Consider the following 25,845-nt stretch of genomic DNA (forward strand, 5'->3'; position numbering starts at 1 on the left):
CTCCGGTCAACAGCCCGGTTGGTGGCGCTGGTTTCAGCCGGCCGGAGGCCACGGGGAACGATTCCCTGCATCCGCTGTCCTAAAAAGCTCAAGCTTTCTGAAGCCTCACGGAACCTGAGACCGAGCCCTCGCATTCTTCGGGAAAGGACGAAGGAGGCTTAGGTGAAAACGGCCTTGGCGGTATTTGGCGGACTCGTTTTGTCCCTCGCGCTATTCCTGAGCGGGGCGGTTATCGCAGTCCTGTTCCTCACCGGCAATCCCGAGCGCGAGCCGCGGCTGGACGTGAATCAGTCCGAAGTATGGACCAGGCACCCACGGCCGGTGGACAAGGCGGCCCAGCAATTCGAACGGCTGCCCGCCCGCTCGGCCGCGCCTCCTGTAAACGCTTCCGGAGAGTCCAAGACGTCCATAACGGTCGACGAGACCGAAGAGGAACGCTCTCCGGAGCTTTTGGACACGGTGACTACCACCTCAATCGAGCCGGCGCCCGCGAAGGAGACGCCGACTTCGTCGGACATGCCTGCTGCCCATGCCGAATGGTGTGCGAAGCGCTATCGCACTTACCGTCCGCAGGACAACACCTACAGACCTTATAGTGGCGGTCGGCAGACCTGCATCTCGCCTTATATGGATGCGGCAGGGGGGTCTTCGGAGAATACCTCGCCGCCAGGGCCGGGCAGCTACGCGGAAGGTGCCGATGACGCGCCGATGCCGATGGAATACTCGGCCGAGGCTGAGGAAGGCATCTACCTCACCCAGGAACATGTTGCCTATTGCTTCAGCCGCTACCGCTCTTACCGCCCGGAAGACAACAGTTATCAGCCATACAGCGGCGGGCCGCGCCGACAGTGCCGGTGACGGGGCGCGTGGCACGTTACACCAGGCGACGGCGCTCAACCGATTGAAAATTAAACCTCAGGCAAATTTTGCATAAGATGCTGCCCGAATTGAATTGGTCAGCCGCGGCAAGTCGTTCCTATGTTCCGCGATAACTGCATGCTCCTTTCATCGACCGAAAAGGCATGCAGCGACTTGACGACTTCTTCAGCGGCCTTTGCACGTACGGTAAGACGCGCGGCGCTGTAAGGAAAGGCGCCGCAAGGGGAACAAATGGGCAGGATCGTCTATGTCCACGGTCAATTCGTACCGGAGGAGGAGGCCCGCATCGGGCTTTTCGATCGCGGCTTCCTGTTCGGCGATGCCGTCTACGAGGTGACGGCGGTCATCGGCGGGCGGATGATCGACAACGAGCTGCATCTTGCCCGTCTCGACCGCTCGCTGAAGGAACTCGCCATTCCGCTCGCCCTCTCGCGGGAGGAGGTTGCCGCCGTCCAGGCGGAACTGATCGCCCGCAACGCCTTGCGGGACGGCACGGTCTATCTGCAGGTCTCGCGCGGCGAGGCGGATCGCGACTTTCTCTTTCCCGACGCGCTGGCGCCGCGACTCGTCGGCTTCACTCAGGCGAAGAAGCTGACCGGCACCAGGGCCCAGCGGGACGGCATCTCGGTCGATCTGGCGGAGGACCCCCGCTGGATCCGGCGCGACATCAAGACCGCCATGCTGCTCGGCCAGGTCATGGCGAAGCAGGCGGCGCGCGCCCGCGGTTTCGACGACGTCTGGCTGGTCGAGAACGGGCTGGTGACGGAGGGCGCATCCTCGACGGCCCATGTCATCACCGCGGACGGGCGCATCCTCACCCGCGCCGCCTCGCATGCGACACTGCCGGGCTGCACGCAGCGCGCCCTGGCGCTGCTCTGTGCCGCGGAGGGTCTCGAAGTCGAGGAGCGCGCCTTCACGCCCGACCAGGCGCAGGGCGCGGCGGAGGCGTTCCAGACCTCCGCCTCCAGCCTGGTGATGCCCGTCGTGCGTATCGGCGGCCGGGCGGTCGGCAACGGCAAGCCCGGCCCGATGACCCGAAAACTCCAGGCCCTCTATCTGGAAGCGGCCGGCGTTCCGGTCTAACTCTCCGAAACGACGCGCTCCCGCACCAAAAATCGTTCGTGGGAGCGCTCCAGACCCACTCACTGTCTCATTGAAACGGAAAAGCGATGCCGGGGAAGGGCGATATGAAGACCGCACGGGAATTGGGGCTGATCCCGCGGGGCAGGCTGGAGCCGGGGCCGGGCAATGCCATTACCGACGTCGCGGGCGTTTCAGTCGGCCACCGGTCCCTGCGCGGCGAGGGCCTCTTCACCGGAGTCACGGCGATCCTCCCGCATGCGGGCGACGTCTTCCGCGTGAAGCCGCGGGCGGCGGTGGAGGTCATCAACGGCTTCGGCAAGTCGGCGGGCTTGATGCAGGTGGCCGAGCTCGGCACGATCGAGACGCCGATCCTGTTCACGAACACCTTTGGCGTGGCCGCCTGCACCGAAGCGCTGATCCGCCGCGCCATCGCGGCCAATCCCGCGATCGGGAGAAAGACCTCGACGGTCAATGCGCTGGTCTGCGAGTGCAACGACGGCAGCATCAACGACATTCAGGCTCTGGCGATAACGCCCGCCGACGCCGAGGCGGCGCTGGACGCAGCGGGCACGGGACCGGTGGAGCAGGGGGCGGTCGGCGCCGGCTCGGGCATGACCGCCTTCGGCTTCAAGGCCGGGATCGGCACGGCCTCGCGGCGCATGCGGATCGGCAGGCGCGACTTCACGCTCGGCACACTGGTCCTTGCCAATTTCGGGGCGGCGGGAGACCTCGTCCTGCCGGACGGGCGCAGGCCCGATCCGAGCACAGCGGCCGATCCCGAGCGGGGCTCGGTCATCGTCGTCATGGCGACCGACCTTCCCTTGGCAGATCGCCAGTTGCAGCGGGTCGCGCGGCGTGCCGGCGCGGGCCTCGCCCGGCTTGGCGCCTTCTGGGGCCATGGCAGCGGCGACGTCGCGCTTTGTTTCACCACCGCCGATCCGGTGGAGCACGAGCCGGCCACACCCTTCGCCACGCAGGAGCGGCTGGCCGACGGCTTCATCGACACCGCCTTCCGCGCCGCTGCCGAGACGACGCAGGAGGCGGTCTTGAACGCGCTCTGCATGGCACCCGCCACGCCGGCCCGCAATGGTCGCATCTATCCCTCTCTTGCCGACTGGCTGAAGGAGAATCCCGCTCTATGAAAGTCTTCATCTCCGCCGATATCGAAGGCACGGCCGGTATCGCCCATTGGGACGAGGCCGACCGCGCCCATGCCGACTGGGCCGAGTTCCGCGCCCTGATGACCGCGGAAGTGGTTGCCGCTTGCGAAGGCGCGCGCGCTGCCGGAGCAACGGAAGTGGTGATCAAGGACGCCCACGACAGCGGCCGCAACCTGATCCTCGACCGGCTGCCCGACTATGCGCGGATCGTGCGCGGCTGGTCCGGCCATCCCGACGGCATGATGTTCGGGCTCGACGAGGGCTTCGCCGCGGCGGTTTATACCGGCTATCATTCCAAGGCGGGCAGTGAGGCCAATCCGCTTGCCCATACCTCCAACCTGCGCATCTCGCGCCTTCTGCTCAACGGCGAGGTCGCATCCGAGTTCACCGTCAATGCACTCTGCGCGGCCGGCTACGGCGTGCCCTCCGTCTTCCTTGCCGGCGATCGAGGCATCTGCGCGGAGGCGCGGGCCATGGTGCCGGGCCTTGCGACGGCAGAGACGTTGGACGGCAAGGGCAGCGCGACGACCTCGATCTCGCCCTCCTGGTCACGGCGCCTGATCCGCGAGGGCGTGGCTGGGGCGCTCTCCGGCGATTTCGCGCAGGCGCTGCCGGTGCGGGCAGATTGCTACGAAGCGGTGATCGAGTTCAACAATCCAAGCGATGCCTATCGCGCCGGCTGGTATCCCGGCGCCCGCGCGCATGGTCCCCGTGCCGTCGCCTTTGCGCATGCGGATTATTCCGAAATCCTGCGCGCGCTGGTCTTCCTGAAGGCCTGATCAGACCGGTGTTCGCTCCAGGAGCTGCTGGGCCGTAGCCCATAGGTCCTCGATCTTGCGGTTGCGGCTCGCCGCCTGGCGGTACAGGCGGATTTCGAGGTCCAGGTTCCAGCCCTCGTCGGCAGAGGCAGGCACGAGGCGGCCTGCCTCCATCTCCTCGCGCGCCAGGCTCTCCGGCAGCCAGCAGACGCCCGCGCCCGTAACCGCCATGTTCATCAGACCGGCGCTGATCGTATTTTCGTGCGTCGTCCGGCGCCGGAAGGGCGGGCGGCGCAGCAGCAGGCGCGACAGGGCGACCCCGAAAAAGGAATTGAAGCCGTAGCTGAGATAGGGGATGGCGAGCCGCGGCTGCGCTATGGCGCGATCGAGGAGGTTCAGACCCGGCTGTACCGTGCCGGACACCACGATCTCGGCCGCGACCAGCGGGATCAGCCGGTCGTGGGCGACGGTCAGCGAGGCGAACTGCCCGCGGTCGAGATGGAACGGCACTTCCGGATGTGCATAGGTGAGGAAGAAATCCGCCTCGTCGCCGACGAGCGCGTCGAGGTTTGCCTCGATACCGCCGCGGTCCGGCATCAGCGAGGTGCTGAACGCCCCGCCCGCCTTCTCCAGTGCCTTCAGCCAGCGGGGAAAGAAGGTGACCGTCAGCGTATGCAGCGCCGCAAAGCGGATGAGGCCCGGCTCGTGCGGAGGACGCAGCACTTCGCGCGCCGCATAGAAGGTACGGATCGCCTCCTGTGCGACGGGCAGGAAACTGCGCCCCGCAGGCGTGAGTTCGGCCGGCATGGTTGCGCGGCTGATCAGCGTCGCGCCCAGCCAGCCCTCCAACTGTTTGATCCGTCGGCTGAAGGCCGGTTGCGTCACGTTGCGCAGCTCGGCCGCGCGCGAGAAGCTGGACGTGTCTGCAAGCGTCACAAAATCCTCCAGCCACTTGATCTCCATGTCCGCTCCCCATGATGCGCATGCCGCGGCCGATCATAAGTCATTCAAAGGAAATAGGTATGTCGATTATGCATGGGTTGGTGCCAAAAGCGAATTGGCCAAGCCAACCACAACCTTCCACGTTGCGCCTGGAGGAAATAGGTGCCGGCCCGTCCGGTACCGACAGGGGGAGTTGTGAATGGCGTTCGGAATAGAAGCCGATCTTATCCTCATCAATGGGCGGATCTGGCGCGGCCGGGCAGAGAGCATCAGCGAGGCGCTTGCGGTGTGGCAAGGCAAGGTTCTTGCAACCGGCAGCGATGCGGACATCTTGGGTCTGAAGGGACCGCGCACCGAGATCATCGACCTCGAAGGCCGCTTCGCCACCCCCGGCCTCATCGACAACCACCTGCATCTCATCGCAACCGGCATAGCCATGGGCTGGGTCGACGCCACGCCGGCGAGCGCGCCGACGCTCGCCGCGCTGATGAGCCGGATTTCCGACCGTGCAGCCACGACGCCGCGGGGCGGGTGGGTGCGCGCCCGCGGCTATGACCAGGTCAAGCTCGACACCGGACGGCACCCGACGCGCGACGATCTCGATCGTGCGGCCCCCGACCACCCCGTCCTGCTGACGCGGGCCTGCGGCCATGTCTCGATCGCCAACTCCCGCGCTCTGGAGCTTGCCGGCATAACCGAGGCGACGGCCGTGCCGGAGGGCGGCGTGATCGGCGTCACGGAGGGCAGGCTGAACGGCTTCCTGGCGGAAAACGCCCAAAACCTCGTCAAGGCCGCCATGCCGCCGGCACCGACCGAGGAGCTGATCGAGGGAATCGAGCGGGCAGGGCGGTATCTGCTCTCCTTCGGTATCACGAGTTGCATGGATGCGGCCGTGGGCCACGTCTCAGGGTTTGCTGAAATCCAGGCCTATCAGATGGCCAAACTGTCCGGTCGCCTGCCGGTGCGCGTCTGGCTGACCCTGCTCGGCGATCCCGGCGTTTCCATCGTCGAGGACTGCTGGCGTGCGGGTCTTCTTTCCGGCGCCGGCGACGACATGCTGCGCGTCGGCGGAGTCAAGGTCTTCCTCGACGGTTCGGCAGGCGGGCGCACCGCCTGGATGACGGAGCCCTATCAGGGCGAAGCGGACAATATCGGCGTGCAGATGCTGCCGGATGCGGAGGTCGAGGCGGTCGTCAGGACCTGCCACGACCGGGGCTATCAGATGGTCTGCCACGCCATCGGCGACGGCGCGATCGAACAGCTCATCACCGCCTACGAGAAGGCGCTTGCCGCAAACCCGGATCCCGACCGGCGCCATCGCATCGAGCATTGCGGCTTTTCCACCCCGGAACAGAATGCGCGCATGAAGGCGGCCGGCATCCTGCCTGCGCCGCAAATGGCCTTCATCCACGATTTTGGCGATAGTTACATCTCCGTGCTCGGCGAGGAACGCGGGCGGTCGTCCTACCCGATCGGCACCTGGATGCGTATGGGCCTGAAACCTTCGACCGGCTCGGATTCGCCAGTCTGCTCGCCCGATCCGTTTCCGAACCTGCACGCAATGCTCACGCGCCAGACGGGCATGGGCACGGTGATGAAAGCATCCGAACGGCTGAGCCGCGAGGAGGCATTGCAAGCCTATACGGAATACGGCGCCTATTCGCAAAAGGCCGAGGGGGTGAAAGGGCGGCTCGTGCCCGGCCAGTGGGCGGACATCGCCGTTTTCGATAACGACCTTCTGACCGCGCCGCCCGAAGCCATCCTTTCGGATACGCGCTGCGTGCTGACCCTGCTTGCGGGCCGCGTCGTGCATGATGCGCGCTGAGGGCCTGCCGGACTGAGCCGAAACGATGCCGAGAACGGCACGAGAGGGAGAACGAAATGCTGAAAAGACTGACACTGGCCGCAATGCTCAGCCTCGGCGTGGCTGCCGGGGCGCTTGCCGCGGGCGAGCGCCATGGCGGAACGCTCGTCTTCACCGCGCCCTACGGCTCGAGCTTCGCCACGCTCGACGTGCAGTCGAGCCCCAACACGCAGGAAGAATTCATCACGCAGGCCATCCACCGCGCGCTCTACAGCTGGGATTCGAACCGGAACAAGCCCGTCCTGGAACTGGCGACCTCGGAGGAGGTTTCCGAGGACGGCATGGTCCACACCTATCATCTGCGTAAAAACGCGGTGTTTCACAACGGCAAGCCGCTGACGGCCGACGACATCATCTACAGCTACAAGCGCATCGCCAACCCGGAGAACGCCTTCCCCGGCGCGAGCTTCATCGCCGTCATCAAGGGCGCCGAGGACTATATCGCCGGTAAGGCCGACGAGATCTCGGGGCTGAAGAAGATCGATGACCACACCCTGGAGATCACCTATACCGGCACGATCAATCCCGGCTTCCCGCTGATGCAGAACACGACGGTCATCTATCCTTCGAATGTCGAGGACGAATCGACCTTCGGCAAGACTCCCGTCGGCCTTGGCGCCTTCGTCTTCAAGGAGCACGTGCCCGGTTCGCAGGTCGTCGTGGAGAAATTCGGCAAGTACTACGAGGAAGGCAAGCCCTATCTCGACCGGATCAACATCGTGCTGATGGCAGAGGACGCCGCGCGCGACGTCGCCTTCCGCAACAGGGAAATCGACGTTTCGATCCTCGGCCCCACCCAGTACCAGGCCTATCAGGGCGAAGAGGGGCTGAAAGGTCACCTCCTGGAAGTCGCCGAGGTCTACACCCGCAACATTGGCTTCAACCCCGCTTTCGAGCCCTTAAAAGACAAGCGGGTGCGCCAGGCGATCAACCATGCCATCAATTCGCCGCTGATCATCGAGCGCCTCGTCAAGAACAAGGCCTATCCGGCCTCCGGCTGGCTGCCGATCTCCTCGCCCGCCTTTGACAAGGACAAGGCGCCTTACGCCTACGATCCGGAGAAGGCAAAGGCGCTGCTCGCCGAGGCCGGCTATGCCGACGGCTTCGAGTTCGAGGTGACGGCGAGCCCGAACGAAAGCTGGGGCGTGCCGATCGTCGAAGCCATCCTGCCGATGCTGAAGAAGGTCGGCATCACGGTGAAGCCGAAGCCGGTCGAAAGCTCCACGCTCGGCGAGGCGGTGACGACTAACAACTTCCAGGCCTTCATCTGGTCCAACCTGTCCGGTCCGGACCCGCTGAACGCACTGCGTTGCTACTATTCGAAGACGCCGCAATCGGCCTGCAACTACACGAGCTATGCGAACCCGGATTTCGACAAGCTCTATGAGGCGGCAAAGCAGGAACGAGACCCGGCCAAGCAGAACGACCTCCTGCGCCAGGCCAACAATCTCGTGCAGGACGACGCGCCGGTCTGGTTCTTCAACTACAACAAGGCGGTGATGGCCTACCAGCCGTGGGTCCACGGCCTCGTTCCGAACGCGACGGAACTGGCGGTCCAGCCCTATGACGAGATCTGGATCGACGAGACGGCGCCGGCATCGCGCCATTAGTGGTTAGAGCGGGATGCGGACGGAAGGCCGCATACGCTTTTCCTCATCCCGCTCCATGCTCAAGGGGGCGGGGAGCGGTGGGTGGCTGCGGCTGCCCCCCGCATCGATTGCCGCCGCTCTTTTGGAGCGGCCAGAACGGAACCGCTCATGCTTCGTTTCACCCTGCGCCGCATCCTGCAGATCATACCCACGGTCGTGGTGGTGGCGCTGCTTATCTTCGTCATCTTCAGCGTCGTGCCGGGCACTTTCGCCGCAAGCCTCTTCGCCGACGGCAGGCGCGCCGCCGACCCGCAGATGATCGCCCGCCTCAATGAGGAATTCGGGCTGAACAAGCCGCTGATGGAGCGCTTCGCGACCTATGTCACGGATCTTGCGCAATTCGATCTGGGAACCAGTTTCCGCACCCGTCAGCCGGTGATCGACCTCATCAACGACCGTATGTGGGCCTCGCTGCAACTGGCGGTCGCAGCGATGGTCTTCGCCCTCGTCGTCAGTGTGCCGCTCGGCTTCGTCGCGGCGTTGAGGCCCGGCTCGGTGCTCGATACGGTGACGATGATCGGGGCGGTGTCCGGCCTCTCCATGCCGCAGTTCTGGCTGGGCCTCCTGATGATGTATCTCTTCGCCCTGCAGCTGAACTGGTTGCCGAGCTTCGGCTACGGCGACGGGTCGTTCCGGAACCTGATCCTGCCGGCCGTCACGCTCGGAGTCACGCCGCTTGCGCTTCTCGCGCGCACCACGCGGGCCGGCGTCCTCGATGTCCTCAACGCCGACTTTATCCGCACCGCCCATTCCAAGGGCATGAGCGAGGCCAAGGTGGTGCGCTGGCACGTGGCGCGCAACGCACTCGTGCTGATCGTCACGACCGTCGGCCTGCAGTTCGGCTCTCTCATCGGTCAGGCCGTCGTCATCGAAAAGCTGTTCGCCTGGCCCGGCATCGGCTCGCTTCTGGTGGATAGCGTCGCGAGCCGCGACATACCCGTGGTGCAGGGCACGATCCTCGTTATCGTGCTCTGGTTCCTCGTGATCAACACGGCCGTCGATCTGATCTATGCCGCGATCGATCCGCGCATCAAGCAGGAGTGACGGGAATGCGCCTCGGTTTCAACTTCTGGCTCGGTGCCGCGCTGACGGCGCTGGTGATCCTCGCCGGCGTCCTCGCCCCCTGGATCGCGCCCTTCGACCCGGTGCTCGACGCGGACCTCATGAATTCCGAACTGCCGCCGGACGCCACCTTCTGGTTCGGCACGGACGGGCAGGGGCGGGACGTCTATACCCGTATCCTCTATGGCGCGCAGATTTCGCTGACGGTCGGCATCGTCTCGCAGGTGATCAACTCGATTATCGGCGTCACCCTCGGCATGACCGCCGGCTACTGGGGCGGGTGGTGGGACGACTTGGTGAACGGTTTCACGAACGTCATGCTCGCCATTCCCTCGCTGATCTTCGCGCTCGCCGTGATGGCCGTGCTGGGTCCCGGCCTGCCGTCGCTGCTCATCGCGCTCGGCCTCACCAACTGGAGCTGGACCTGTCGCATCGCCCGCTCGTCCACACTCTCCCTGAAGTCGCTGGGCTATGTGCAGGCGGCGCGGACGCTCGGTTACGGGGACCTGCGCATCATGTTTACGCAAATCCTGCCCAACATGATGGGGCCGATCCTGGTCATGGGGACGCTCGGCATGGGCTCGGCCGTGCTTTCGGAAGCCGCGCTCTCCTTTCTGGGCCTCGGCATTCAGCCGCCGTTCCCGAGCTGGGGCTCGATGCTGACGGATGCGCGCCAGCTCATCCAGCTCGCGCCGTGGGTGGCGATCTTCCCCGGCCTTGCCATTTTTCTCTCGGTACTCGGCTTCAACCTTCTCGGCGACGGCCTTCGCGACAGCCTCGACCCGCATATGAGGACGCGCAACCCATGACCGCGCCGCTTTTAGACATCAAGGACCTGCACTTGAGCATCGCGGCCGGTCGCTCTGTCCGTCGTCCGCTCGTCGAGGGCGTCTCCTTTCAGATAATGCCGGGCGAGGCCTATGGTCTCGTCGGAGAGTCCGGCTCCGGCAAGTCGGTGACTTCGCTCGCCGTCATGGGGCTTCTCAAGAAGCCGCTCGCCGTTTCCGGCGGCGAGATCCTGTTTAAGGGGCAGAATCTGCTGGAGCTGCCGAAGCGCGAGATGCGGCGCCTGCGCGGCAATCGTATCGCCATGATTTTTCAAGAGCCGATGACGGCGCTGAATCCGCTGTCCACCATCGGCCGGCAGATCGCGGAAATGTTCGTGCTGCATCAGGACAAGAGCTGGGAGGAGGCGCAGAAACTCGCGGTCGAAGCGCTCGCCAGCGTGCGCGTGCCCAATCCCGACCGGCGTGCGCGCAACTATCCGCACCAGATGTCGGGGGGGCTGCGCCAGCGCGTGATGATCGCTATGGCGCTCGCCTGCAATCCGGATCTCCTGATCGCCGACGAACCGACAACGGCGCTCGACGTCACCGTGCAGGCCGAGGTGCTGCGGCTGATCAAGGAACTCTGCGCCGAGCGCGGTACGGCGGTTCTCTTCATTAGCCATGATCTCGGCGTGATCGCCAGCATCTGCCAACGCGTCGGCGTCATGTATGCCGGGTGCCTGGTCGAGGAGAACGAGACACGGGCACTCTTCGCGGCACCCCGGCACGAATATACCCGTGGGCTCCTCGGCGCCTTGCCGCGCTTCGGCAGCCGCACTCTGCACGGTCGCCAGCGGCTGGTCGACATCGACAGCATCATCGCCGACCGCTCGAAGCTCACGGAGACCCGCTTCATCGCGCCGCGCGATGCGGAAAGAGAGGGCCAGCCATGACCGACCCTCTGTTGGAGGTGGACGACCTGCATGTCCGCTTTTCTGTTTCCGGCGGCGGGCTGCTCGGAACCGGGCGGCGCGTGCTGCATGCCGTCAACGGTATCAGCTTCTCGCTCGCTAAGGGCGAATGCCTGTCGATCGTCGGTGAATCCGGCTGCGGCAAATCCACGACGGCGCTCTCGATCCTCGGCCTTCAGGAGCCGACCGAAGGCACGATCCGCTATCGCGGTCAGCCGCTCACCGGACCGGGCGCGCCCGGACGCATGCAGCGCGCCAAGGCGGTGCAGATGGTTTTCCAGGATCCCTATGCCTCGCTGAACCCGCGCCAGTCCGTACGCAACTCGCTCGCTGCGCCGTTGCGGCTGCACGGCATCACGGCGGCATCGGAGATCGCCGATCGGATCGAAATCATGCTCGCCAATGTGGGGCTGAGGCCCGAGCAGGCGAACCGCTATCCGCACGAGTTCTCCGGCGGTCAGCGCCAGCGCATCGGCATTGCCCGTGCGCTCATCCTCGAACCCGAAATCGTCGTGCTCGACGAACCGGTATCCGCCCTCGACGTGTCCATCCGCGCACAGATCATCAACCTGCTGCTGGACCTGCAGGAAAAGCTCGGCCTAGCCTACCTGATGATCAGCCATGATCTCAGCGTGGTGGAGCATATGAGCGACCGGGTGCTGGTGATGTTTTTCGGGCAGGTCATGGAGGAGGGCGGCTGGCGGGATATCTTCGAAACGCCTGTCCATCCCTATACACGTCGGCTCATCGCCGCCATTCCCGATCCGGATGCTGCGCTTGACCCGGGGAAGAACGACGACTTTGCCGATGTACGGCTTCCTGCCGGTCGCGGCTTCGTATTCGACGGCAGCACGGCGCCGGATGTCTTTTCCGCTCCGGCGCCCTCCGAGCTGGTGGAGATTACGCCTGCACACCGTGTGAGAGTGGTGACTGCCGCTTAAGGAACGCAAAGGCCGCAGGAGTGCGCGGCGGTTTTCTGTCCGCAATTCCAGAAAAATAAAGGGTTGGAGCGGGATAACGTCCGCACTCATTGCTCCTCATCGCGTTCCAGTCGTCTTTGCTGGGTCGTTCGCGGTTTTCACAAAGGCGGCGAGTTCCTGTCCGAAGCGGGCGGGCTCTTCGTAGAAGGGGCTATGTCCACTGTTGTCGTAGAGAGAAACACGACTGTTCTTGTGGATGGCCCCGATCCGCTCCGACATTGCGACACGAACCAGCCGATCATGGACGCCATGCGTCAGCAGGATCGGGCCCGTATAGGCCTGGAAGACAGCTTCGAGATCGGTCGTTGCGGTCCTGACGAAGCCTTCGTTTGCGGCGCGCGCCGTCATGCCGTTGACGACCAGCATGCGCTGCATCTCTGCCGCCGCCGGCGGCCGGTGGAAGCAGGCGGCGAGAAAATCGGCGGTCGCCGCGGTCCGTTCGGCCAGGTCGTGCGAAGTGGTGGTGCGAGTAAAGGCTGCGGCCTCTTCGGTGAGAAGATCGGGCGACAGCTTAGTGACGGCATCGACCAGGTTGACGCCGGCAATGGCCGCGCCGCCATATTTGCGCAGGTATGCGCCTGCCACGTAGCCGCCCAGCGACCAACCCACCAGTATGGGGTTGCGCAGCTTAGCCGCCTCGATCACGGCGGCGACGTCGTCCGCCCACCGATCCGCATCGGAGTAAGCATCGAGCGAGGTGGGTTTGTCGGAGTCGCCGTGGCCGCGCAGGTCGAAGCCGACCATCCGAAAGCCCGCGAGCGCAGGATCGGCGAACTGTTTGTGCCAGCTCAGGCGGCTTTGGCGCAGGCCATGGATGAACAGAATTTCCGGGGCATGGATTTCGCCTTTCGCCTCGCCCGACAGCATGGTTCCGTCAGCTGATCGAACGGAGAACAGCTCGGTGGCGGCCCTTGCCTTTCCGGCAGAGCTTTGGGTGCCTGCTTCGGCCACTCCGGCTTGAGACGCGGCAAGTGCAGCTTTCGCCTGGGCCGTGGAAAAGGCGAGGCCGGCGGCTGCGGCCAGGAAGCGACGTCGTGAGTGATCCATTAAGCACGCTCCATGTTGTTTAGTGATCGCTAGTCAACATCCCTTGACGATGCCTGTCAAGGTGTTGTTTAGTGGTCGCTATGGAACAGGTTGAAAAATCACGCGGTGGACGGCCATGGAGCTTTGATCGGGACAAGGCGCTCGAAGTCGCTACGCGGCTGTTTTGGCGGCATGGTTATGAAGGGGTATCGGTCGGCGAGTTGACAAAGGCGATGGGCATCGCGCCTCCGAGCCTTTATGCCGCCTTCGGGAGCAAGGCCGGGCTCTACCGCGAAGCACTCACCCGCTACGAGGAGACGTCCGGCTCGCTCGATGCTCCTGCGATCGACTCTGCGGCCACGCTCGCGCAGGCGGTGCGGCTGCTGCTGGAGGGAGCCGTCAAGGCAGTCACCCACCCCGATAGAGAGCGTGGCTGCATGATCTCCAGCGGCCTGATCGAGTGTCAGCCGGAGAACGCCGCGCTTGCCCGCGATGCCGCCGCGCGTCGCGACGCCATGCGCGAGCGGATCGTGAATTTACTCCAGTCATTTGCCGAGGCGGATGATCTGCGCCGCCTGGCGAGGCATCTGGCGGCTGTCATGCAGGGTCTCTCGATTCAGGCGCGAGACGGCGCGACGCCGGCCGAACTGCAGGAGATCGTCGAAGACGTCGTTTCGGGAGTGGCGGCACGGCATCCGGGGTGCGAAACCAATCGCTTCTGCAGCTAGTCGGACCTCCTGGTCGAGGATTTCACATCCGACACAGCGGCGAGCAAGTATGTCCGTCCGGCATTCACCATCGGGTGCCGCTCCGCTGCGGTCTGCATTCGCGCCTTGGCGGCCTTCATGTCGCGTGCGGGTGGCCGTCCGAAACATGCGGCTGTATTCGCGCGTGAACCGAGGAACACTCTCATATCGTAGGCCGCATTACCGATCGTTTCGCCATCGGCAAGCATCGTCCGGCGAGCCTCAATCAATCGGAGCTGCAGTTGCGAGGGTCAGGACGCTGCCAGGTACGGCGCTGCGAAGGATCGGAATGCGCAAAAATGTGCCCGGACCTCGCCCGGAAGTGAGTAGGTCCAAAAGGGTGGAGCGCTTCAATGAACACTGAAACGCTCTGACTTATCAGGAGCGATCACGGCCACGGCGCGTTGGAGCCTCAGAATTCATCGAGACAGTGACGCGCTTGCCTGACCGTCCTTGCGTCCTGTGGCTAGGGCATCATGCTGCGGTACCGCTCGCGCTCTCGTTCGACTTGATCGAGCGTGTACGGGTCGGCTGTTTCGTCGAACCGCGACCAACCTTCTTGGGCATAAATGCTCCTGCGGGCGGCAGGATCGACGATTCTGCGCTGTTTCAGGATCGCTTCCGCCTGAGGCGCAACACTGTCTTCAACCCTGGCCGTCACCAAGGCGCCGCCTCGGCGAACGCCCTCGGCGTAAACATGGGCGTCTTCTTCATCAACCCCGGAATCGGTCAGTGCACCGATCAGGCCTCCGGCCGCGCCGCCCGCGACTGCGCCGGCTGCCGCACCGGCCGCGGTGGAGGCAAGCCAGCCGGCAGCCACCACGGGACCAACTCCCGGAATGGCCATCAGGCCGAGCCCGGTCAGAAGGCCGACCACGCCGCCCCCGGCAGCACCGAGCCCAGCTCCGGCACCGGCGCCTTCGGCCGCGCTCGAGCCATGGGTCGAGTAACGATCGCCCGCGTTGTTCGCGACGATGCTGATGTCGTCTGTAGGCACGCCTGCCGTTTCCAGATCGCTTACGGCCTCGCGAGCATCTGAATAGTCGTCAAAGAGCCCTGTTACCGTTCTCATATTCGTCTCCCTTTTCGTCTGGGGGGAAGTCTGTGGGTTACTGCGCTGTCACGTTGCCCTGGTAGTCGAGAGCTACGGATACGGATTTGCCGTCCTTCATCGCAGTTGCCTGCCATACCCCCTTGTCATCGAGCTGCAGTCCGCTGACGTCAGTATATCCGGCCTCTTCGATCCGTTCCTTCGCTTGTGCTTCAGTGAAGCTGTTTGCTCCTGCGACCGGGGCCGCCGGGTTCTGTGAATCAGGCGTCGCCACCGCAGGCGTGTCTCCTTCCGTTGAAGGTGTCGTTTGCGCGAGTGATGCCGTGGCCACAGCGCTCATCAGGGCTGTCGCGACAATAATCATATTTTTCATGTGGTTACCTCTTCAGAAGATCGGGATTGATCTCCGGTCCTGAAACCCGCCGGGCGGAGAATGGTTCCCGGCGCGATGCCCCGGCTTGCCATGCTGGCGGGCGGCTCGTTTTTCTGCGAACGCGCTGCGGTTCCTTTGCAGCGGGCAACTCCTGGGCGGCGTCGAACTCTGCCCTACCTTCTCGGGAAGGTCCTTACTGACGAGGCTACGGTGCTGAAGTTCTCGCGTGCCAATGACCAGGATCGTGCTGCTGCCGGCGGATTGCAGCAACTCGCCGCGGCGCGCAGCACAGCAGCCGCGGCGCGGCCGTCACATCTTCCAACGTTCGTCGCATCCGCCGCCACAGTCGCCGTGCTTTATTTCGCCCGCGACGTCTTCCTGCCGCTGGCGATCGCCATCCTGCTCACCTTCGCTCTCGCGCCGCTGGTTTCTAGGCTGCGTCGAGTCGGTTGCCCCCGTTCGGTCGCCGTCATCGGCACGGTGACGATCGCCTTTCTGTTCCTGTTCGCATTCAGTGCCGTCGTCGCGATGCAGGTCAGCGAGGTGGCGCAGAACCTGCCGACCTACCAGTACAACATCGTTGAAAAGGTCAGGACTCTGAAGGAGACCGGATCTGAGAGCCAGCTTCTCGAGCGCCTTGGCCGCGTGATGGAAAGGATCAGCTTAGAAATCAGCCGGCCCGAACCCGAAGTGCGCCCCTCACCCGAAGAGCCGCCTGAGAGGGAGCCGCTCCTCGTCGAGATTTTTTCTCCACAGCGGCCGGTCGAGACACTGAAGAACATCATCAATCCTCTGCTTGGCCCCTTGGCAACGACCGGCCTCGTCCTCGTCGTGGTCATCTTCATGCTGTTCGAGAGGGAGGAATTGCGCGACCGCTTCATTCGGCTGGTCGGCTACGGTGACTTGCATCGAACGACCGAGGCACTGCAGGACGCGGGCGCTCGTGTCGGCCGGTATCTGCTCATGCAATTGGTCGTGAACATCACCTACGGAATTCCGCTGGCGATCGGTCTTTCGCTGCTCGGCATTCCCAATGCGGTGCTCTGGGGGATGCTCGCCATTGTATTGCGCTTCGTCCCCTATATCGGGCCGGTGATCGCCGCGGCGCTGCCGTTGTTTCTCGCTTTTGCGGCGGCACCGGGATGGAGCCTGCTCGTATGGACGGCGGCCTTGTTCATTGTCCTCGAACTTCTCAGCAACAATGTCGTCGAGCCCTGGCTTTACGGTTCACGCACCGGTCTGTCGCCGCTGGCGATCATCGTCGCGGCGATCTTCTGGGCATGGCTCTGGGGGCCGGTCGGATTGGTGCTATCGACACCGCTGACCGTGTGCCTTGTCGTTCTCGGACGTCACGTACCGCAGTTCGAATTTCTGGAGATCCTATTGGGCAACGAGCCCGTTCTCGATCCGAAGGAGCGCCTTTACCAGCGCCTGCTCGCCGGCGATCCGGATGAGGCGACGGACAATGCGGAAGACATGCTTGAGGAGAAATATCTCGTAGAGTTCTATGACACGGTGGCAATCCCCGCACTGCTCCTCGCCGAGCGAGACCGCGCACGGGGCGCCCTGTCCGATGCGCAGGCGGCGCAGATTGCTCAGAGTGCGAACACCCTCATCGCAAATCTCGAGGAAATCGCCAGTGAAGAGGAAGGGGAGGAGGAATCGGGCGCGCAAGCGCAGGAAAGCGACGATGAAGCTGACGCATATAATCTTCCCCTCGGCGACGGGAAGTCCGCCCTCTGCGTCGGAGCGCGTGGTGATCTCGATGACGTTGCCGCGTCGATGCTCGCCCAGACGCTTTGGATTCAGGGTGCGGATGCAGCCCACGCCAGTCACGAAGTCCTCAAGGCGGGCAATATAAAAGCTCTGAAGCTCGAAGGTCGCAACGCAGTTGTCCTGAGCGTTCTCGACCATGATTTCATGAAACATGCCAAATTTACCGTGCGTCGGCTGAAACGTATGGCGCCTGCGGCACGCATCGGGATCGTCCTGTGGCAAGCAGACGGCTGGCCGGGGCCATCCGAAGGAGACCAGCTCGTTGAATCGCTGCACGCGGACTTCATGGTCTTCGGGATGGGCGATGCCGTCCGCGAGGCGCTTTCAGATGAATTGCCTCGGCCGTTGAAACTCGCCCATCCAAAGATCGCGCCCGGATACGCCACGCGGAGAGGCAAGCGTATCGGCAGGGAAAGCACGGCCGAAGTGGACTAGACCTTTCGACCGGCTCTCCATTCGGCCCCGGGCGGGAAAGCTGGGGCCGTCAAAGCTTCAGTGATTCTCGGGGGACCGAATGCCCGGGCCGTTGCTGAAGGCCGCCTTTCCAAGCCGATGCGGCGCGGACATGCCCGGTAACGGTAAAGGTCCGGGCGCGCTGGGTCGATCGGACGCGCGCCTACGGCAAGCTGGGCCCCAAGTTTCGGAGGAGGATCAACCGCGCCGCGCCGCCTCGATCGCAGCAACGTCGATTTTCCTCATGTCCATCATGGCCTCGAAAGCGCGCCTTGCTTCGCTGCCGCCAGCCGCCAATGCGTCGGTGAGTACGCGCGGAGTGATTTGCCAGGAAATTCCCCATTTGTCTTTGCACCAGCCGCACGCGCTTTCCTGGCCGCCGTTGCCGACGATGGCATTCCAGTAGCGGTCGGTCTCCTCCTGATCGTCGGTGGCGATCTGGAACGAGAAGGCCTCGTTGTGCTTGAAAACCGGACCCCCGTTGAGGCCGATACAGGGAATGCCTGCAACGGTGAATTCGACCGTCAGCACGTCGCCCTCCTTGCCCGAGGGGTAGTCACTGGGTGCGCGGTGCACGGCGCCCACCCGACTGTCGGGAAAAACCTCGGAGTAGAAGCGAGCGGCAGTCTCGGCGTCCTTATCGTACCAGAGGCAAATCGTATTCTTCGACATTGGATGTTTCCTTTCGGTTGGAGCCATTCGGCCTTGAATCCCTCAGCCATCCTCCGAAATAGGGGGCCAGCGATTATTCTCCACCCCAGGCGTTCCCGTTGCCGAAGGGACCGCAAGGCGCTTTGGAGCCGCCAGCGGCCGCCGCTCGAAAGCCGCACGAGATACAAACTGTCCAGCGTCCGTAAGCCGAACGAGACCGTCCAAGCTCATGATCGATGTCTGCGACTTTCGGCTCCTATCGTCGCCGTATATAATTCCTGAGAATATAACGCGCGATCGCTCCATGCCGGGGGCACCGCATACAAACGGAGTTCGACGGTGAGCGTTGCCTTCATCAAGGAAGAAAGTGCCGAAACTGCTTCGGAAACACTGCTGCCCGACCGGCCGGTTTCACCCCATCCGAACCTTGTCACGGAAACAGGACTGAAGATTCTGGAGCTGCAGCTTCGGAAAGCCCGCGAGGCTTACGAGGCGACGAGCACGATCGAAGACGTGAACGAACGGCGGCGGCAAGCGGCAAACCCTTTGCGTGATCTGCGCTATTTTGCCGAAAGAGTTCGAACGGCTCAGCTTGTGCCTGACCCGACTTCATCGGACGCCGTGGCCTTCGGGAGCACTGTGACTTTCAGCCGTGATGACGGGCGGGTGCAAAAGTACCGCATCGTGGGAGAGGACGAGGCCGATCCCAAGGCCGGCTCGATCTCCTATGTTTCTCCGGTGGCAAGGGTTCTCATGGGCAAAGTGATCGGGGACGTCGTGAGTGTCGGCGCTCAGGAGCTCGAAATTCTCGCCATCTCATAGAGCATCGATCTCTCCGCCCTGCGAGTGCAATTACGCGCGCGCCTCGGCTCCTGCTTGTGCATATAGATCGGCATATCTTTCGCGAAGCACGTTCTTTTGAACCTTGCCCATGGCGTTGCGCGGCAGGTCGTCCACGAAGATCACCCGCTTCGGCTGCTTGTAACGCGCAAGGCTGCCGTGCAGACCGCCGAGAATGTCGCGCTCGTCGATCGTCGCACCTGGCTTCCGGACGACCACGGCCGTGACGCCTTCGCCGAAATCCGGATGCGGCAGCCCGATGACAGCCGTCTCCACCACGCCCGGCATCTGGTCGATCTCGGTCTCGACCTCCTTCGGATAGATGTTGTAACCGCCGGAAATCACGAGGTCCTTGCCTCGCCCGACGATATGGACGTATCCACGGTCGTCGATCTTGCCGAGGTCGCCGGTAATGAAGAACCCATCGGCGCGAAACTCTGCCTGCGTCTTTTCGGGCATGCGCCAATAGCCCTTGAAGACGTTCGGACCCTTCACTTCGATCATGCCCGTTTCGCCCTTCGGGAGCGGCTTGCCGCTCTCCGGATCGGCGACACGAAGTGAAACACCCGGCAGCGGGAAGCCGACGGTTCCGGCGATGCGTTCCCCGTCATAGGGATTCGAGGTGTTCATATTGGTTTCGGTCATGCCGTAGCGCTCGAGAATGGCGTGTCCGGTCATCTGCGCGAACGTCCTGTGGGTCTCGGCAAGCAGCGGAGCCGAGCCCGACACGAAAAGCCGCATCCCGGCGGTCGCCTCTCGCGTCAACCCCGGATGCTGGACGAGGCGCACATAGAAGGTCGGAACGCCCATCATCGCCGTTGACTGCGGCATCAGGCGCAGGACCTCGTTCGCTTCGAATTTCGGCAGGAAAAACATCGAGGCACCGGCCAGAAGAATGACGTTCGACGCGACGAAGAGGCCGTGGGTGTGGAAGATCGGCAGGGCATGGATCAGCCTGTCGTCGGCCGTGAAGCGCCAATATTCGCGGAGCGTGGTGGCGTTCGACAGGAGGTTGTCATGCGTCAGCATCGCGCCCTTGGACCGCCCGGTCGTGCCCGACGTATAAAGGATGGCGGCCAGGTCATCCGGACCGCGATCGGCGTCGGGGAAATCCGGCGTCTTTCCCCGTGCAAGGTCGATGAGCGAGCCGCCACCCTTCTCGTCGAGCGTTTCGACTTCGGTGCCGCGATCGGCGGCAAGCTTTGCAATGCCCTCCTTCGCGCTGGGGGTGCAGACGATGAGCCGCGGCTCGGCATCGCCGAAGAAGTAGTCCAACTCGGCGAGCGTATAGGCCGTGTTGAGCGGAAGATAGACCGCGCCCGCGCGAACACAGGCGAGATAGAGCATCAGCGCCTCGGGGCTCTTCTCCACCTGCACCGCCACCCGATCACCCGGCCGCACACCCAGGGAGTCGAGCGCGGAAGCGATGCGGCCCGAATGCTCCAACATGTCGCCATAGGTCCAGACACGGGCATCGGCCGTCAGGATGAAGGCGGAGTCGGGGCGCGCTGCCCGGCGTATGGCGTCGAACAGATGGTTGCTCATGAAGTGAACTCCTTGTTGCCTTTCCTTCCCGGTGTACCAGCGGATCGGACGTCCGGGGGAAAAGCGTCCGCGACCGGAACGAGGCTGCGTGAGCTCTTGTCGGCCGGGACGAGGCGGCGGATGACGGGAGCGGCGACGACATCGCCGCGTGTGGCAAAGGCTTCGTGGTTGGTCTCGATGTCGTCGAGCTTGTAGAGGTAGTTGACCATCAGCCCGTGGGCCTGGCGCATCGCCCTTTCGGACCGGTCGGCCAGGAAATTGATGCGTTCGAGCCGCGCGCCGTTGCCGAGATGGAACCGGGCGACGGGATCGGCCGCCTTGCCGTTACGATTGCGGGCCCTGAGGAAATACCAGGCGGCCGCAGCCGTCAGGCTTGGCTGGATGGCGGCGGCGGTCTCCGGCTGATCGGCCCAATCCGGCTCGTCCAGTGCCGCCAGCTTGCTGCGGTCGGCGGCGGACAGGGCGTCCGACGTTTCGGCCCGGCGTTCGCGCGACAACCAATCGGCAAAGCCCGGCACCGGCGACAGCGTCACGAAGGTGTCGAGGCGGGGGAGGTCGCGCCGCAGATCCTCCACCACCTGTTTGATCAGGAAGTTGCCGAAGGAGATGCCCCTGAGACCCTCCTGGCAGTTTGAAATGGAATAGAAGACGGCAGTCGTCGCGTCGGCGGCGCGGATAGGATCGCGATCCTCCTTCAGCAGATCCGCAATGTTCGAAGGCATTTCGCGTGTCAGCGCCACTTCAACGAAGATCAGCGGGTCATCGACGAGCTGCGGATGGAAGAAGGCGAAGCAGCGCCGGTCCTCCGGTGCCAGCCGCCGGCGCAGCTCGTCCCAGCCGCCGATATAGTGGACCGCCTCGTAGCGAATGATCTTCTCCAGAATGTCGGCCGGCGTCGACCAGCTAATCGGCCGCAACACGAGGAAGCCCCGATTGAACCATGATCCGAAGAGATGCGCGAAATCCGTATCGACCGCCTCCAGATCCGGATTTTGGGCCTTCAGCTCGAGGAGGTCCTCCCGCATGCGGACGAGCGTCGCGATACCGTTCGGCGCAAGATTGAGTCTGCGGATCAATTCCTGGCGGCGCGGTTCTGCCGCCATGCTCATCTCGAGCAGCGCCTTCGGCGTCGGATCGGCGCGATAGGCGTCGATCGCCCGCTCGAGCCGCTCGATGTTGGGGCCGAAACGAGACAGCAGCGCAAGCATGAAGTCGCGCCGTTTTTCCCGATCGAAACCCTGCCAGCGATCCAGAATGTTCTTGGCCAGCGCCATGCCCGACGCCTCGCCCCGGCTCGACAGGAGGGTTTCGCAGAGCGCTTCCATGGTGCCGACCGGATTGACTTCGCCATTCCGAACGGGAGCGAGGGACAAAAACCGCCGGCCGCGGTCGGCAATGCTCTGCAGCATGTCGCTGAAAAATGACGTCGTGCTCATTGGACGCTCCCCAGCATCTGGTTCGGCAGCCATGTCGCAATCTCCGGAAAGACGCAGAGGAGGATGATCGCCAGACACATGACGAACACGTAAGGCAGGGCGCCCCAGAGGATCTCCTTCGTCGGAATCTGCGGCGCGATGGCGTTGATGACGAAAAGATTGAGGCCGATCGGAGGCGTGATGAGGCCGACCTCCATGTTGATCGTCAGCACGATTGCGAACCAGTACGGGTCGAAACCGGCCTGGGTGACGATCGGGAAGAGCATAGGTGAGGTCATCACGATCACGGCGACAGGCGGCAGAAACAGACCGCAGATCAACAGAAAGACGTTGATGATCGCCATCAGCACCCAGCGGTTCACCTCCATGTCGGCTATTGCGGTGGCGACGGTCTGCGTGATGAACAGCGAGGACAGCGCGAAGGCGAAGAGTTCGGCGGCTGCCATGATCATCATGATCATGACGCTTTCCTTCATCGCCGATCCGAAGATTCCGGCGACGGGCCGAAAGCGGAACAGACGATAGGCGACGATCACGACCACCAGGGTCAGGAACGCACCGGCACCGGCTGCTTCCGATGGCGTGGCAAGCCCGCCATAAAGTACGTAGAGCGTGCCGGCGATGATGAGCAGGAACGGCAGGATGCGCGGAAGTCCGGACAGCCGCTCCTTTATCGAGTAGCGAATGAGGCGTGCATCGAACTCGTAGCCCTTGCGTTTGCAGTCGATGACCGCCCAGGTCATGAACATGACCGTCAGCATGATGCCGGGGAGTATGCCCGCCATGAAGAGCCGCCCGATGGAGGTCTCGGTCGCTATTCCGTATACGATCAGCGTCACCGAAGGGGGAATGAGAATGCCTAGCGTGCCGCCGGCGGCGATGGAGCCGCTTGCCACCGAGGCGGGATAGCCGCGACGCATCATTTCCGGGATGCCCATCTTGCCGATCGCCGCGCAGGTGGCGGGCGAAGAGCCCGTCATGCCGGAAAAAATGGCGCAAGCTCCGATATTGGACAGAATGAGGCCACCCGGGATGCGGTTCAGCCACCGGTCGAGCGAGGTGTACAGATCAGATCCTGCCGGCGACGAGGCGACCGCCGCGCCCATGAGGACGAACATCGGGATCGATACATAGGCCAGATTGGCGATGCCGGAAAACATCGTATCGCCGAGCACATAGAAAATGCCGGCGCCGCTTTGCATGTAGAGCGCCGCAAAGGCCGCAAGGCCCAGGGCAAAGGCGATGGGCATTCCCGTTGCCAGCAACACGAAAAGACAGGCGACGATCATCAGTCCAGAGACGGTCGGGCTCACTGAATGATCTCCTGTGGATGACGGTTGGCGCTTGGGGCCGAACCCGGATCGGCCCCGCCATGGCTGATGGCCGTAGGCGCTGCGGGGGCGGTGAGGAGCGTCAGAATCTGCGCGACATATTGCAGACACAGCATGGCAAAGCTGACGGGCAGGGCGGCGAGCGGCACCCAAAGCGGCGGCGCCCAGACGCTGGAATGTTTCCAGTTTCCTGCCCAGGCGTCATGGAACTGAATCCATGTCGCGATCAGCATGACGGCGCAGAACAGGAGGCCGAGCAGGCCCGCAATGATGCGCAGGACGTAGCGCGTACGGTCGCCGACCACCATTTCCACGACGTCGATGCCTACGTGGCCGCCTTTGAGCAAGACGTATGGTGCGCCGAGAAACATGGCTGCGGTCGCGGAAAACACGACGAAATCCGTCTGCCAGATCGTCGGCTGGCGAAAGACATAGCGCTGCATGATCATCTGGCAGACGACGAGCATCGCCGCGATGAGCAGAGCCGTCGCAACGACCGCGAGGCCACGCGAAGCATTGCCGACAGCCTGTGAATAGGCCTTGAGCATCCAGATTACCCTCAAGTTGCGCTGGACGGGAACGGCGCGCGGGCGCGCCGTTCTGCAGGTTACTCCACGGCAAGCGCCTTTTCGATCAGCTTGTCGCCGCCGGGAACGTTGGCGGCGAAGTTCTTGTAGGACGACTTCTTGGCGAGCTCGAGCCAGGCATCGTAATCCTCCTTCGACATCTCGACGACTTCGACGCCTGCCTTCTTGTAGGTGTCGATCATGACCTGATCGCCCTTGCGCACCTCTTCGTTGAAGTAGGCTTCCGCTTTCTCACCCGCGGCGAGGATGGCCTTCTGCTGCTCTTCCGTGAGGCCGTCGAAGACGCGCTTCGACACCAGCACCGGTTCGTACATGAACCAGAGGGCATTTTCTCCCGGCGCCGTGAGGCACTTGGCCTGTTCGAAAAGGCGATAGGAGACGAAGCTCGCCGACGAGGTATTCGCCGCATCCAGGACGCCTGTCTGCATGCCGGTGTAGATTTCCGACGACGGCATGGATGAGATCGAAGCGCCGGCTTCCACGAGCATCTCCTCGAAGGCCGGCCCGGCAGCGCGGATCACCTGTCCCTTGATGGTGTCGGGGGAGGTGATGCAATTCTTCTTGGAGGCGAAGGCACCGGAGAGCCACGCATCGGCGATCACCAAGGCGCCGGCATCCTCGATCACCTTCTTGATGTCGCGCATGAATTCGGAATCGTTGAGCCGTACCGCGCGATCGAAATTTCCGACGAGACCGGGCATCAGCGTCGCGGAGAATTCCGGGTGGCGGCCAGAAGCATAGTCCAAGGGAAACGAAGTCATATCAAGCAGGCCGCGCGTGACGGCGTTCCACTGGTCGTTCGGCTTGTAGAGCGACGACCCCGGAAAGACCTGGATTTCGAGGCCGACATTGGCGGCGGCGACCTCGCGGGCGATCAGCTGCACCATCTCGTCGCGAATGTCGCCCTTTCCTCCCGGGAACTGGTGCGACGCCTTCAATACGGTTTGGGCCCCCGCTGTGGAAGCGACCAAGCTGCAGATGGCCGCGACAGCGCAAGTCGTCAACTTCCGACGAAAACTGCTCATTTTTTCCTCCCTGATATGCCGGCCTCCCGCCGGCTTGCTATCAGAGTGGAGCCATCTTGCGTACCATGTCAAGATTTTTGTATACAAGAGCATGGCTGCCGCATACTGGGACTGATGGGAATGAGCGAGAACATTTTCTACAAGCTGCGCGACGATATCGAAAACGGCATCGTGACGGGCGAGTTCGAGCCGGGTGAGCGCCTGGACGAAACGCAACTCGCCATGCGCTTCGGCGTATCCCGCACTCCGATCCGCGAAGCCTTGATGCAGTTAAGCGCGATCGGGCTTGTCGAGATCAGACCGCGGCGCGGAGCCGTCGTCGTGGATCCGGCGCCGCAGCGCGTCTACGAGATGTTCGAGGTGATGGCTGAACTGGAAGGCATGGCCGGCGCTTTGGCGGCGCGCCGGCACACGGAGGAGGACGGCGCCGCTCTGCTGGCCGCCCACGAGAAATGCAGGGAGGCGGTCGTCAGCGAGGAGACCGATCGCTACTATTACGAGAACGAGATTTTCCATCGGGCGATCTACGCGGCAAGTCATAGCGGCTTCCTCGAGGAGCAATGCACGGCCTTGCATCGCCGGCTTCGGCCGTATCGTCGCCTGCAGCTTAGAGTCCGCAACCGCATGAAGGTCTCGTTCAAGGAGCATGGAGAGATCGTCGAGGCCATTCTTTCCGGCGACGCGGATGGGGCGCGGGAGGGTCTGCGCAGTCATGTGGCGGTCCAAGGCGACCGCTTCGGCGACCTTGTTGCCAACCTCTCGAGCCGTGAACGGCGTAGCGGCCGGCTCGCCTAGACGCCGGCGCCGATGGCGAAACTTCGGGACGCCGCAGGGTGCACCTTGTCATTGGGCAAAGCCTGCCATGGGTCTTGGCCGACCGGACTGAAATC

The 25,845-nt window shown here is 63.5% G+C and carries 24 protein-coding genes; 14 read left to right on the forward strand and 10 right to left on the reverse strand.

Features of this window, described 5'->3' with window-relative positions:
* Window positions 1-162: 162 nt before the first annotated feature.
* The 4 genes from SINAR_RS0109965 (at window position 163) to SINAR_RS0109980 (ending at window position 3,901) form a co-directional block, all read left to right on the forward strand.
* Window positions 163-858, forward strand: coding sequence for a BA14K family protein (locus SINAR_RS0109965; protein WP_027998964.1), 696 nt, complete (start codon window positions 163-165; stop codon window positions 856-858).
* A 252-nt stretch (window positions 859-1,110) separates the two neighbouring features.
* Window positions 1,111-1,962 carry a D-amino-acid transaminase gene (locus SINAR_RS0109970; protein ID WP_027998965.1) on the forward strand — a complete coding sequence of 284 codons (852 nt, stop codon included), beginning with the start codon at window positions 1,111-1,113 and terminating at the stop codon, window positions 1,960-1,962.
* A gap of 104 nt (window positions 1,963-2,066) precedes the next feature.
* The gene (locus tag SINAR_RS0109975; RefSeq protein WP_027998966.1) at window positions 2,067-3,104 is read left to right on the forward strand and encodes a DmpA family aminopeptidase; all 1,038 of its coding nucleotides are present in this window, start codon (window positions 2,067-2,069) and stop codon (window positions 3,102-3,104) included.
* Complete coding sequence (locus SINAR_RS0109980; RefSeq protein ID WP_027998967.1) at window positions 3,101-3,901, forward strand: M55 family metallopeptidase; 801 nt, start codon at window positions 3,101-3,103, stop codon at window positions 3,899-3,901. The genes SINAR_RS0109975 and SINAR_RS0109980 overlap by 4 nt, the downstream gene beginning before the upstream one ends.
* Here SINAR_RS0109980 and SINAR_RS0109985 read toward each other — a convergent pair whose 3' ends face one another.
* Window positions 3,902-4,843 (reverse strand): LysR family transcriptional regulator, encoded by a 942-nt coding sequence (locus SINAR_RS0109985; protein ID WP_027998968.1) that lies wholly within the window; start codon window positions 4,841-4,843, stop codon window positions 3,902-3,904.
* 178 nt (window positions 4,844-5,021) lie between these two features.
* Between SINAR_RS0109985 and SINAR_RS0109990 the strand changes: the two genes are divergently transcribed.
* The 6 genes from SINAR_RS0109990 (at window position 5,022) to SINAR_RS0110015 (ending at window position 12,076) form a co-directional block, all read left to right on the forward strand.
* Window positions 5,022-6,647 carry an amidohydrolase gene (locus tag SINAR_RS0109990; protein WP_027998969.1) on the forward strand — a complete coding sequence of 542 codons (1,626 nt, stop codon included), beginning with the start codon at window positions 5,022-5,024 and terminating at the stop codon, window positions 6,645-6,647.
* A gap of 56 nt (window positions 6,648-6,703) precedes the next feature.
* On the forward strand, window positions 6,704-8,296 hold the full coding sequence (locus SINAR_RS0109995; protein WP_027998970.1) for an ABC transporter substrate-binding protein: 1,593 nt from the start codon (window positions 6,704-6,706) through the stop codon (window positions 8,294-8,296).
* Window positions 8,297-8,443: 147 nt separating this feature from the next.
* The gene (locus SINAR_RS0110000; RefSeq protein ID WP_027998971.1) at window positions 8,444-9,379 is read left to right on the forward strand and encodes an ABC transporter permease; all 936 of its coding nucleotides are present in this window, start codon (window positions 8,444-8,446) and stop codon (window positions 9,377-9,379) included.
* Between the two features lie 5 nt (window positions 9,380-9,384).
* Window positions 9,385-10,206 (forward strand): ABC transporter permease, encoded by an 822-nt coding sequence (locus SINAR_RS0110005; protein WP_027998972.1) that lies wholly within the window; start codon window positions 9,385-9,387, stop codon window positions 10,204-10,206.
* Window positions 10,203-11,117, forward strand: coding sequence for an ABC transporter ATP-binding protein (locus SINAR_RS0110010; RefSeq protein ID WP_027998973.1), 915 nt, complete (start codon window positions 10,203-10,205; stop codon window positions 11,115-11,117). The genes SINAR_RS0110005 and SINAR_RS0110010 overlap by 4 nt, the downstream gene beginning before the upstream one ends.
* Complete coding sequence (locus tag SINAR_RS0110015) at window positions 11,114-12,076, forward strand: ATP-binding cassette domain-containing protein (protein ID WP_027998974.1); 963 nt, start codon at window positions 11,114-11,116, stop codon at window positions 12,074-12,076. Before SINAR_RS0110010 ends, SINAR_RS0110015 begins: the two co-directional genes overlap by 4 nt.
* A gap of 96 nt (window positions 12,077-12,172) precedes the next feature.
* Here the strand turns inward: SINAR_RS0110015 and SINAR_RS0110020 are convergent, their stop codons facing one another.
* Entirely contained in the window at window positions 12,173-13,066 is an 894-nt protein-coding gene (locus tag SINAR_RS0110020; protein WP_234710590.1) for an alpha/beta fold hydrolase, read from the reverse strand.
* A gap of 176 nt (window positions 13,067-13,242) precedes the next feature.
* Here SINAR_RS0110020 and SINAR_RS01000000133330 point away from each other — a divergent pair, with 176 nt between their 5' ends.
* Window positions 13,243-13,869: a TetR/AcrR family transcriptional regulator gene (locus tag SINAR_RS01000000133330; RefSeq protein ID WP_033057232.1), complete on the forward strand. Its 627-nt coding sequence runs from the start codon at window positions 13,243-13,245 to the stop codon at window positions 13,867-13,869.
* 484 nt (window positions 13,870-14,353) lie between these two features.
* On the opposite strand, the gene SINAR_RS0110035 is transcribed toward SINAR_RS01000000133330, so the two are convergent.
* Window positions 14,354-14,959 (reverse strand): general stress protein, encoded by a 606-nt coding sequence (locus SINAR_RS0110035; protein WP_027998977.1) that lies wholly within the window; start codon window positions 14,957-14,959, stop codon window positions 14,354-14,356.
* Between the two features lie 37 nt (window positions 14,960-14,996).
* The gene (locus tag SINAR_RS0110040; RefSeq protein ID WP_027998978.1) at window positions 14,997-15,311 is read right to left on the reverse strand and encodes a PepSY domain-containing protein; all 315 of its coding nucleotides are present in this window, start codon (window positions 15,309-15,311) and stop codon (window positions 14,997-14,999) included.
* Between the two features lie 210 nt (window positions 15,312-15,521).
* Here SINAR_RS0110040 and SINAR_RS0110045 point away from each other — a divergent pair, with 210 nt between their 5' ends.
* Window positions 15,522-17,522 (forward strand): AI-2E family transporter, encoded by a 2,001-nt coding sequence (locus SINAR_RS0110045; protein WP_027998979.1) that lies wholly within the window; start codon window positions 15,522-15,524, stop codon window positions 17,520-17,522.
* A gap of 216 nt (window positions 17,523-17,738) precedes the next feature.
* Here SINAR_RS0110045 and SINAR_RS0110050 read toward each other — a convergent pair whose 3' ends face one another.
* Window positions 17,739-18,212 carry a VOC family protein gene (locus SINAR_RS0110050; protein ID WP_027998980.1) on the reverse strand — a complete coding sequence of 158 codons (474 nt, stop codon included), beginning with the start codon at window positions 18,210-18,212 and terminating at the stop codon, window positions 17,739-17,741.
* Window positions 18,213-18,530: 318 nt separating this feature from the next.
* Here SINAR_RS0110050 and greA point away from each other — a divergent pair, with 318 nt between their 5' ends.
* Window positions 18,531-19,013, forward strand: coding sequence for a transcription elongation factor GreA (gene greA, locus SINAR_RS0110055; RefSeq protein WP_027998981.1), 483 nt, complete (start codon window positions 18,531-18,533; stop codon window positions 19,011-19,013).
* A gap of 30 nt (window positions 19,014-19,043) precedes the next feature.
* Here the strand turns inward: greA and SINAR_RS0110060 are convergent, their stop codons facing one another.
* The 5 genes from SINAR_RS0110060 to SINAR_RS0110080 are packed head-to-tail and all read right to left on the reverse strand — an operon-like array spanning window position 19,044 to window position 24,955.
* Complete coding sequence (locus tag SINAR_RS0110060) at window positions 19,044-20,576, reverse strand: malonate--CoA ligase (protein ID WP_027998982.1); 1,533 nt, start codon at window positions 20,574-20,576, stop codon at window positions 19,044-19,046.
* Window positions 20,573-22,012 carry a malonyl-CoA decarboxylase gene (locus tag SINAR_RS0110065; RefSeq protein WP_027998983.1) on the reverse strand — a complete coding sequence of 480 codons (1,440 nt, stop codon included), beginning with the start codon at window positions 22,010-22,012 and terminating at the stop codon, window positions 20,573-20,575. The genes SINAR_RS0110060 and SINAR_RS0110065 overlap by 4 nt, the downstream gene beginning before the upstream one ends.
* Complete coding sequence (locus tag SINAR_RS0110070; protein ID WP_027998984.1) at window positions 22,009-23,325, reverse strand: TRAP transporter large permease; 1,317 nt, start codon at window positions 23,323-23,325, stop codon at window positions 22,009-22,011. Before SINAR_RS0110070 ends, SINAR_RS0110065 begins: the two co-directional genes overlap by 4 nt.
* The gene (locus tag SINAR_RS0110075; RefSeq protein ID WP_027998985.1) at window positions 23,322-23,891 is read right to left on the reverse strand and encodes a TRAP transporter small permease subunit; all 570 of its coding nucleotides are present in this window, start codon (window positions 23,889-23,891) and stop codon (window positions 23,322-23,324) included. The genes SINAR_RS0110070 and SINAR_RS0110075 overlap by 4 nt, the downstream gene beginning before the upstream one ends.
* A 59-nt stretch (window positions 23,892-23,950) precedes the next feature.
* Window positions 23,951-24,955, reverse strand: a complete 1,005-nt coding sequence (locus SINAR_RS0110080; RefSeq protein ID WP_027998986.1) for a TRAP transporter substrate-binding protein — start codon at window positions 24,953-24,955, stop codon at window positions 23,951-23,953.
* Between the two features lie 120 nt (window positions 24,956-25,075).
* On the opposite strand from SINAR_RS0110080, the gene SINAR_RS0110085 reads away from it, so the two are divergent.
* Window positions 25,076-25,750 carry a GntR family transcriptional regulator gene (locus SINAR_RS0110085; RefSeq protein ID WP_027998987.1) on the forward strand — a complete coding sequence of 225 codons (675 nt, stop codon included), beginning with the start codon at window positions 25,076-25,078 and terminating at the stop codon, window positions 25,748-25,750.
* The last annotated feature ends 95 nt before the right edge of the window (window positions 25,751-25,845 follow it).

This window comes from Sinorhizobium arboris LMG 14919, assembly GCF_000427465.1.
GTDB classification, from domain to species: domain Bacteria; phylum Pseudomonadota; class Alphaproteobacteria; order Rhizobiales; family Rhizobiaceae; genus Sinorhizobium; species Sinorhizobium arboris.

Excerpts from the sequence above, each read along its gene's own strand:
- SINAR_RS0109970 (WP_027998965.1), top strand. The coding sequence starts at position 1,111 with ATGGGCAGGATCGTCTATGTCCACGGTCAATTCGTACCGGAGGAGGAG.
- SINAR_RS0109975 (WP_027998966.1), top strand. The coding sequence starts at position 2,067 with ATGAAGACCGCACGGGAATTGGGGCTGATCCCGCGGGGCAGGCTGGAG.
- SINAR_RS0109980 (WP_027998967.1), top strand. The coding sequence starts at position 3,101 with ATGAAAGTCTTCATCTCCGCCGATATCGAAGGCACGGCCGGTATCGCC.
- SINAR_RS0109985 (WP_027998968.1), bottom strand. The coding sequence starts at position 4,843 with ATGGAGATCAAGTGGCTGGAGGATTTTGTGACGCTTGCAGACACGTCC.
- SINAR_RS0109990 (WP_027998969.1), top strand. The coding sequence starts at position 5,022 with ATGGCGTTCGGAATAGAAGCCGATCTTATCCTCATCAATGGGCGGATC.
- SINAR_RS0109995 (WP_027998970.1), top strand. The coding sequence starts at position 6,704 with ATGCTGAAAAGACTGACACTGGCCGCAATGCTCAGCCTCGGCGTGGCT.
- SINAR_RS0110000 (WP_027998971.1), top strand. The coding sequence starts at position 8,444 with ATGCTTCGTTTCACCCTGCGCCGCATCCTGCAGATCATACCCACGGTC.
- SINAR_RS0110005 (WP_027998972.1), top strand. The coding sequence starts at position 9,385 with ATGCGCCTCGGTTTCAACTTCTGGCTCGGTGCCGCGCTGACGGCGCTG.
- SINAR_RS0110010 (WP_027998973.1), top strand. The coding sequence starts at position 10,203 with ATGACCGCGCCGCTTTTAGACATCAAGGACCTGCACTTGAGCATCGCG.
- SINAR_RS0110015 (WP_027998974.1), top strand. The coding sequence starts at position 11,114 with ATGACCGACCCTCTGTTGGAGGTGGACGACCTGCATGTCCGCTTTTCT.
- SINAR_RS01000000133330 (WP_033057232.1), top strand. The coding sequence starts at position 13,243 with ATGGAACAGGTTGAAAAATCACGCGGTGGACGGCCATGGAGCTTTGAT.
- SINAR_RS0110035 (WP_027998977.1), bottom strand. The coding sequence starts at position 14,959 with ATGAGAACGGTAACAGGGCTCTTTGACGACTATTCAGATGCTCGCGAG.
- SINAR_RS0110040 (WP_027998978.1), bottom strand. The coding sequence starts at position 15,311 with ATGAAAAATATGATTATTGTCGCGACAGCCCTGATGAGCGCTGTGGCC.
- SINAR_RS0110050 (WP_027998980.1), bottom strand. The coding sequence starts at position 18,212 with ATGTCGAAGAATACGATTTGCCTCTGGTACGATAAGGACGCCGAGACT.
- SINAR_RS0110060 (WP_027998982.1), bottom strand. The coding sequence starts at position 20,576 with ATGAGCAACCATCTGTTCGACGCCATACGCCGGGCAGCGCGCCCCGAC.
- SINAR_RS0110065 (WP_027998983.1), bottom strand. The coding sequence starts at position 22,012 with ATGAGCACGACGTCATTTTTCAGCGACATGCTGCAGAGCATTGCCGAC.
- SINAR_RS0110075 (WP_027998985.1), bottom strand. The coding sequence starts at position 23,891 with ATGCTCAAGGCCTATTCACAGGCTGTCGGCAATGCTTCGCGTGGCCTC.
- SINAR_RS0110080 (WP_027998986.1), bottom strand. The coding sequence starts at position 24,955 with ATGAGCAGTTTTCGTCGGAAGTTGACGACTTGCGCTGTCGCGGCCATC.
- SINAR_RS0110085 (WP_027998987.1), top strand. The coding sequence starts at position 25,076 with ATGAGCGAGAACATTTTCTACAAGCTGCGCGACGATATCGAAAACGGC.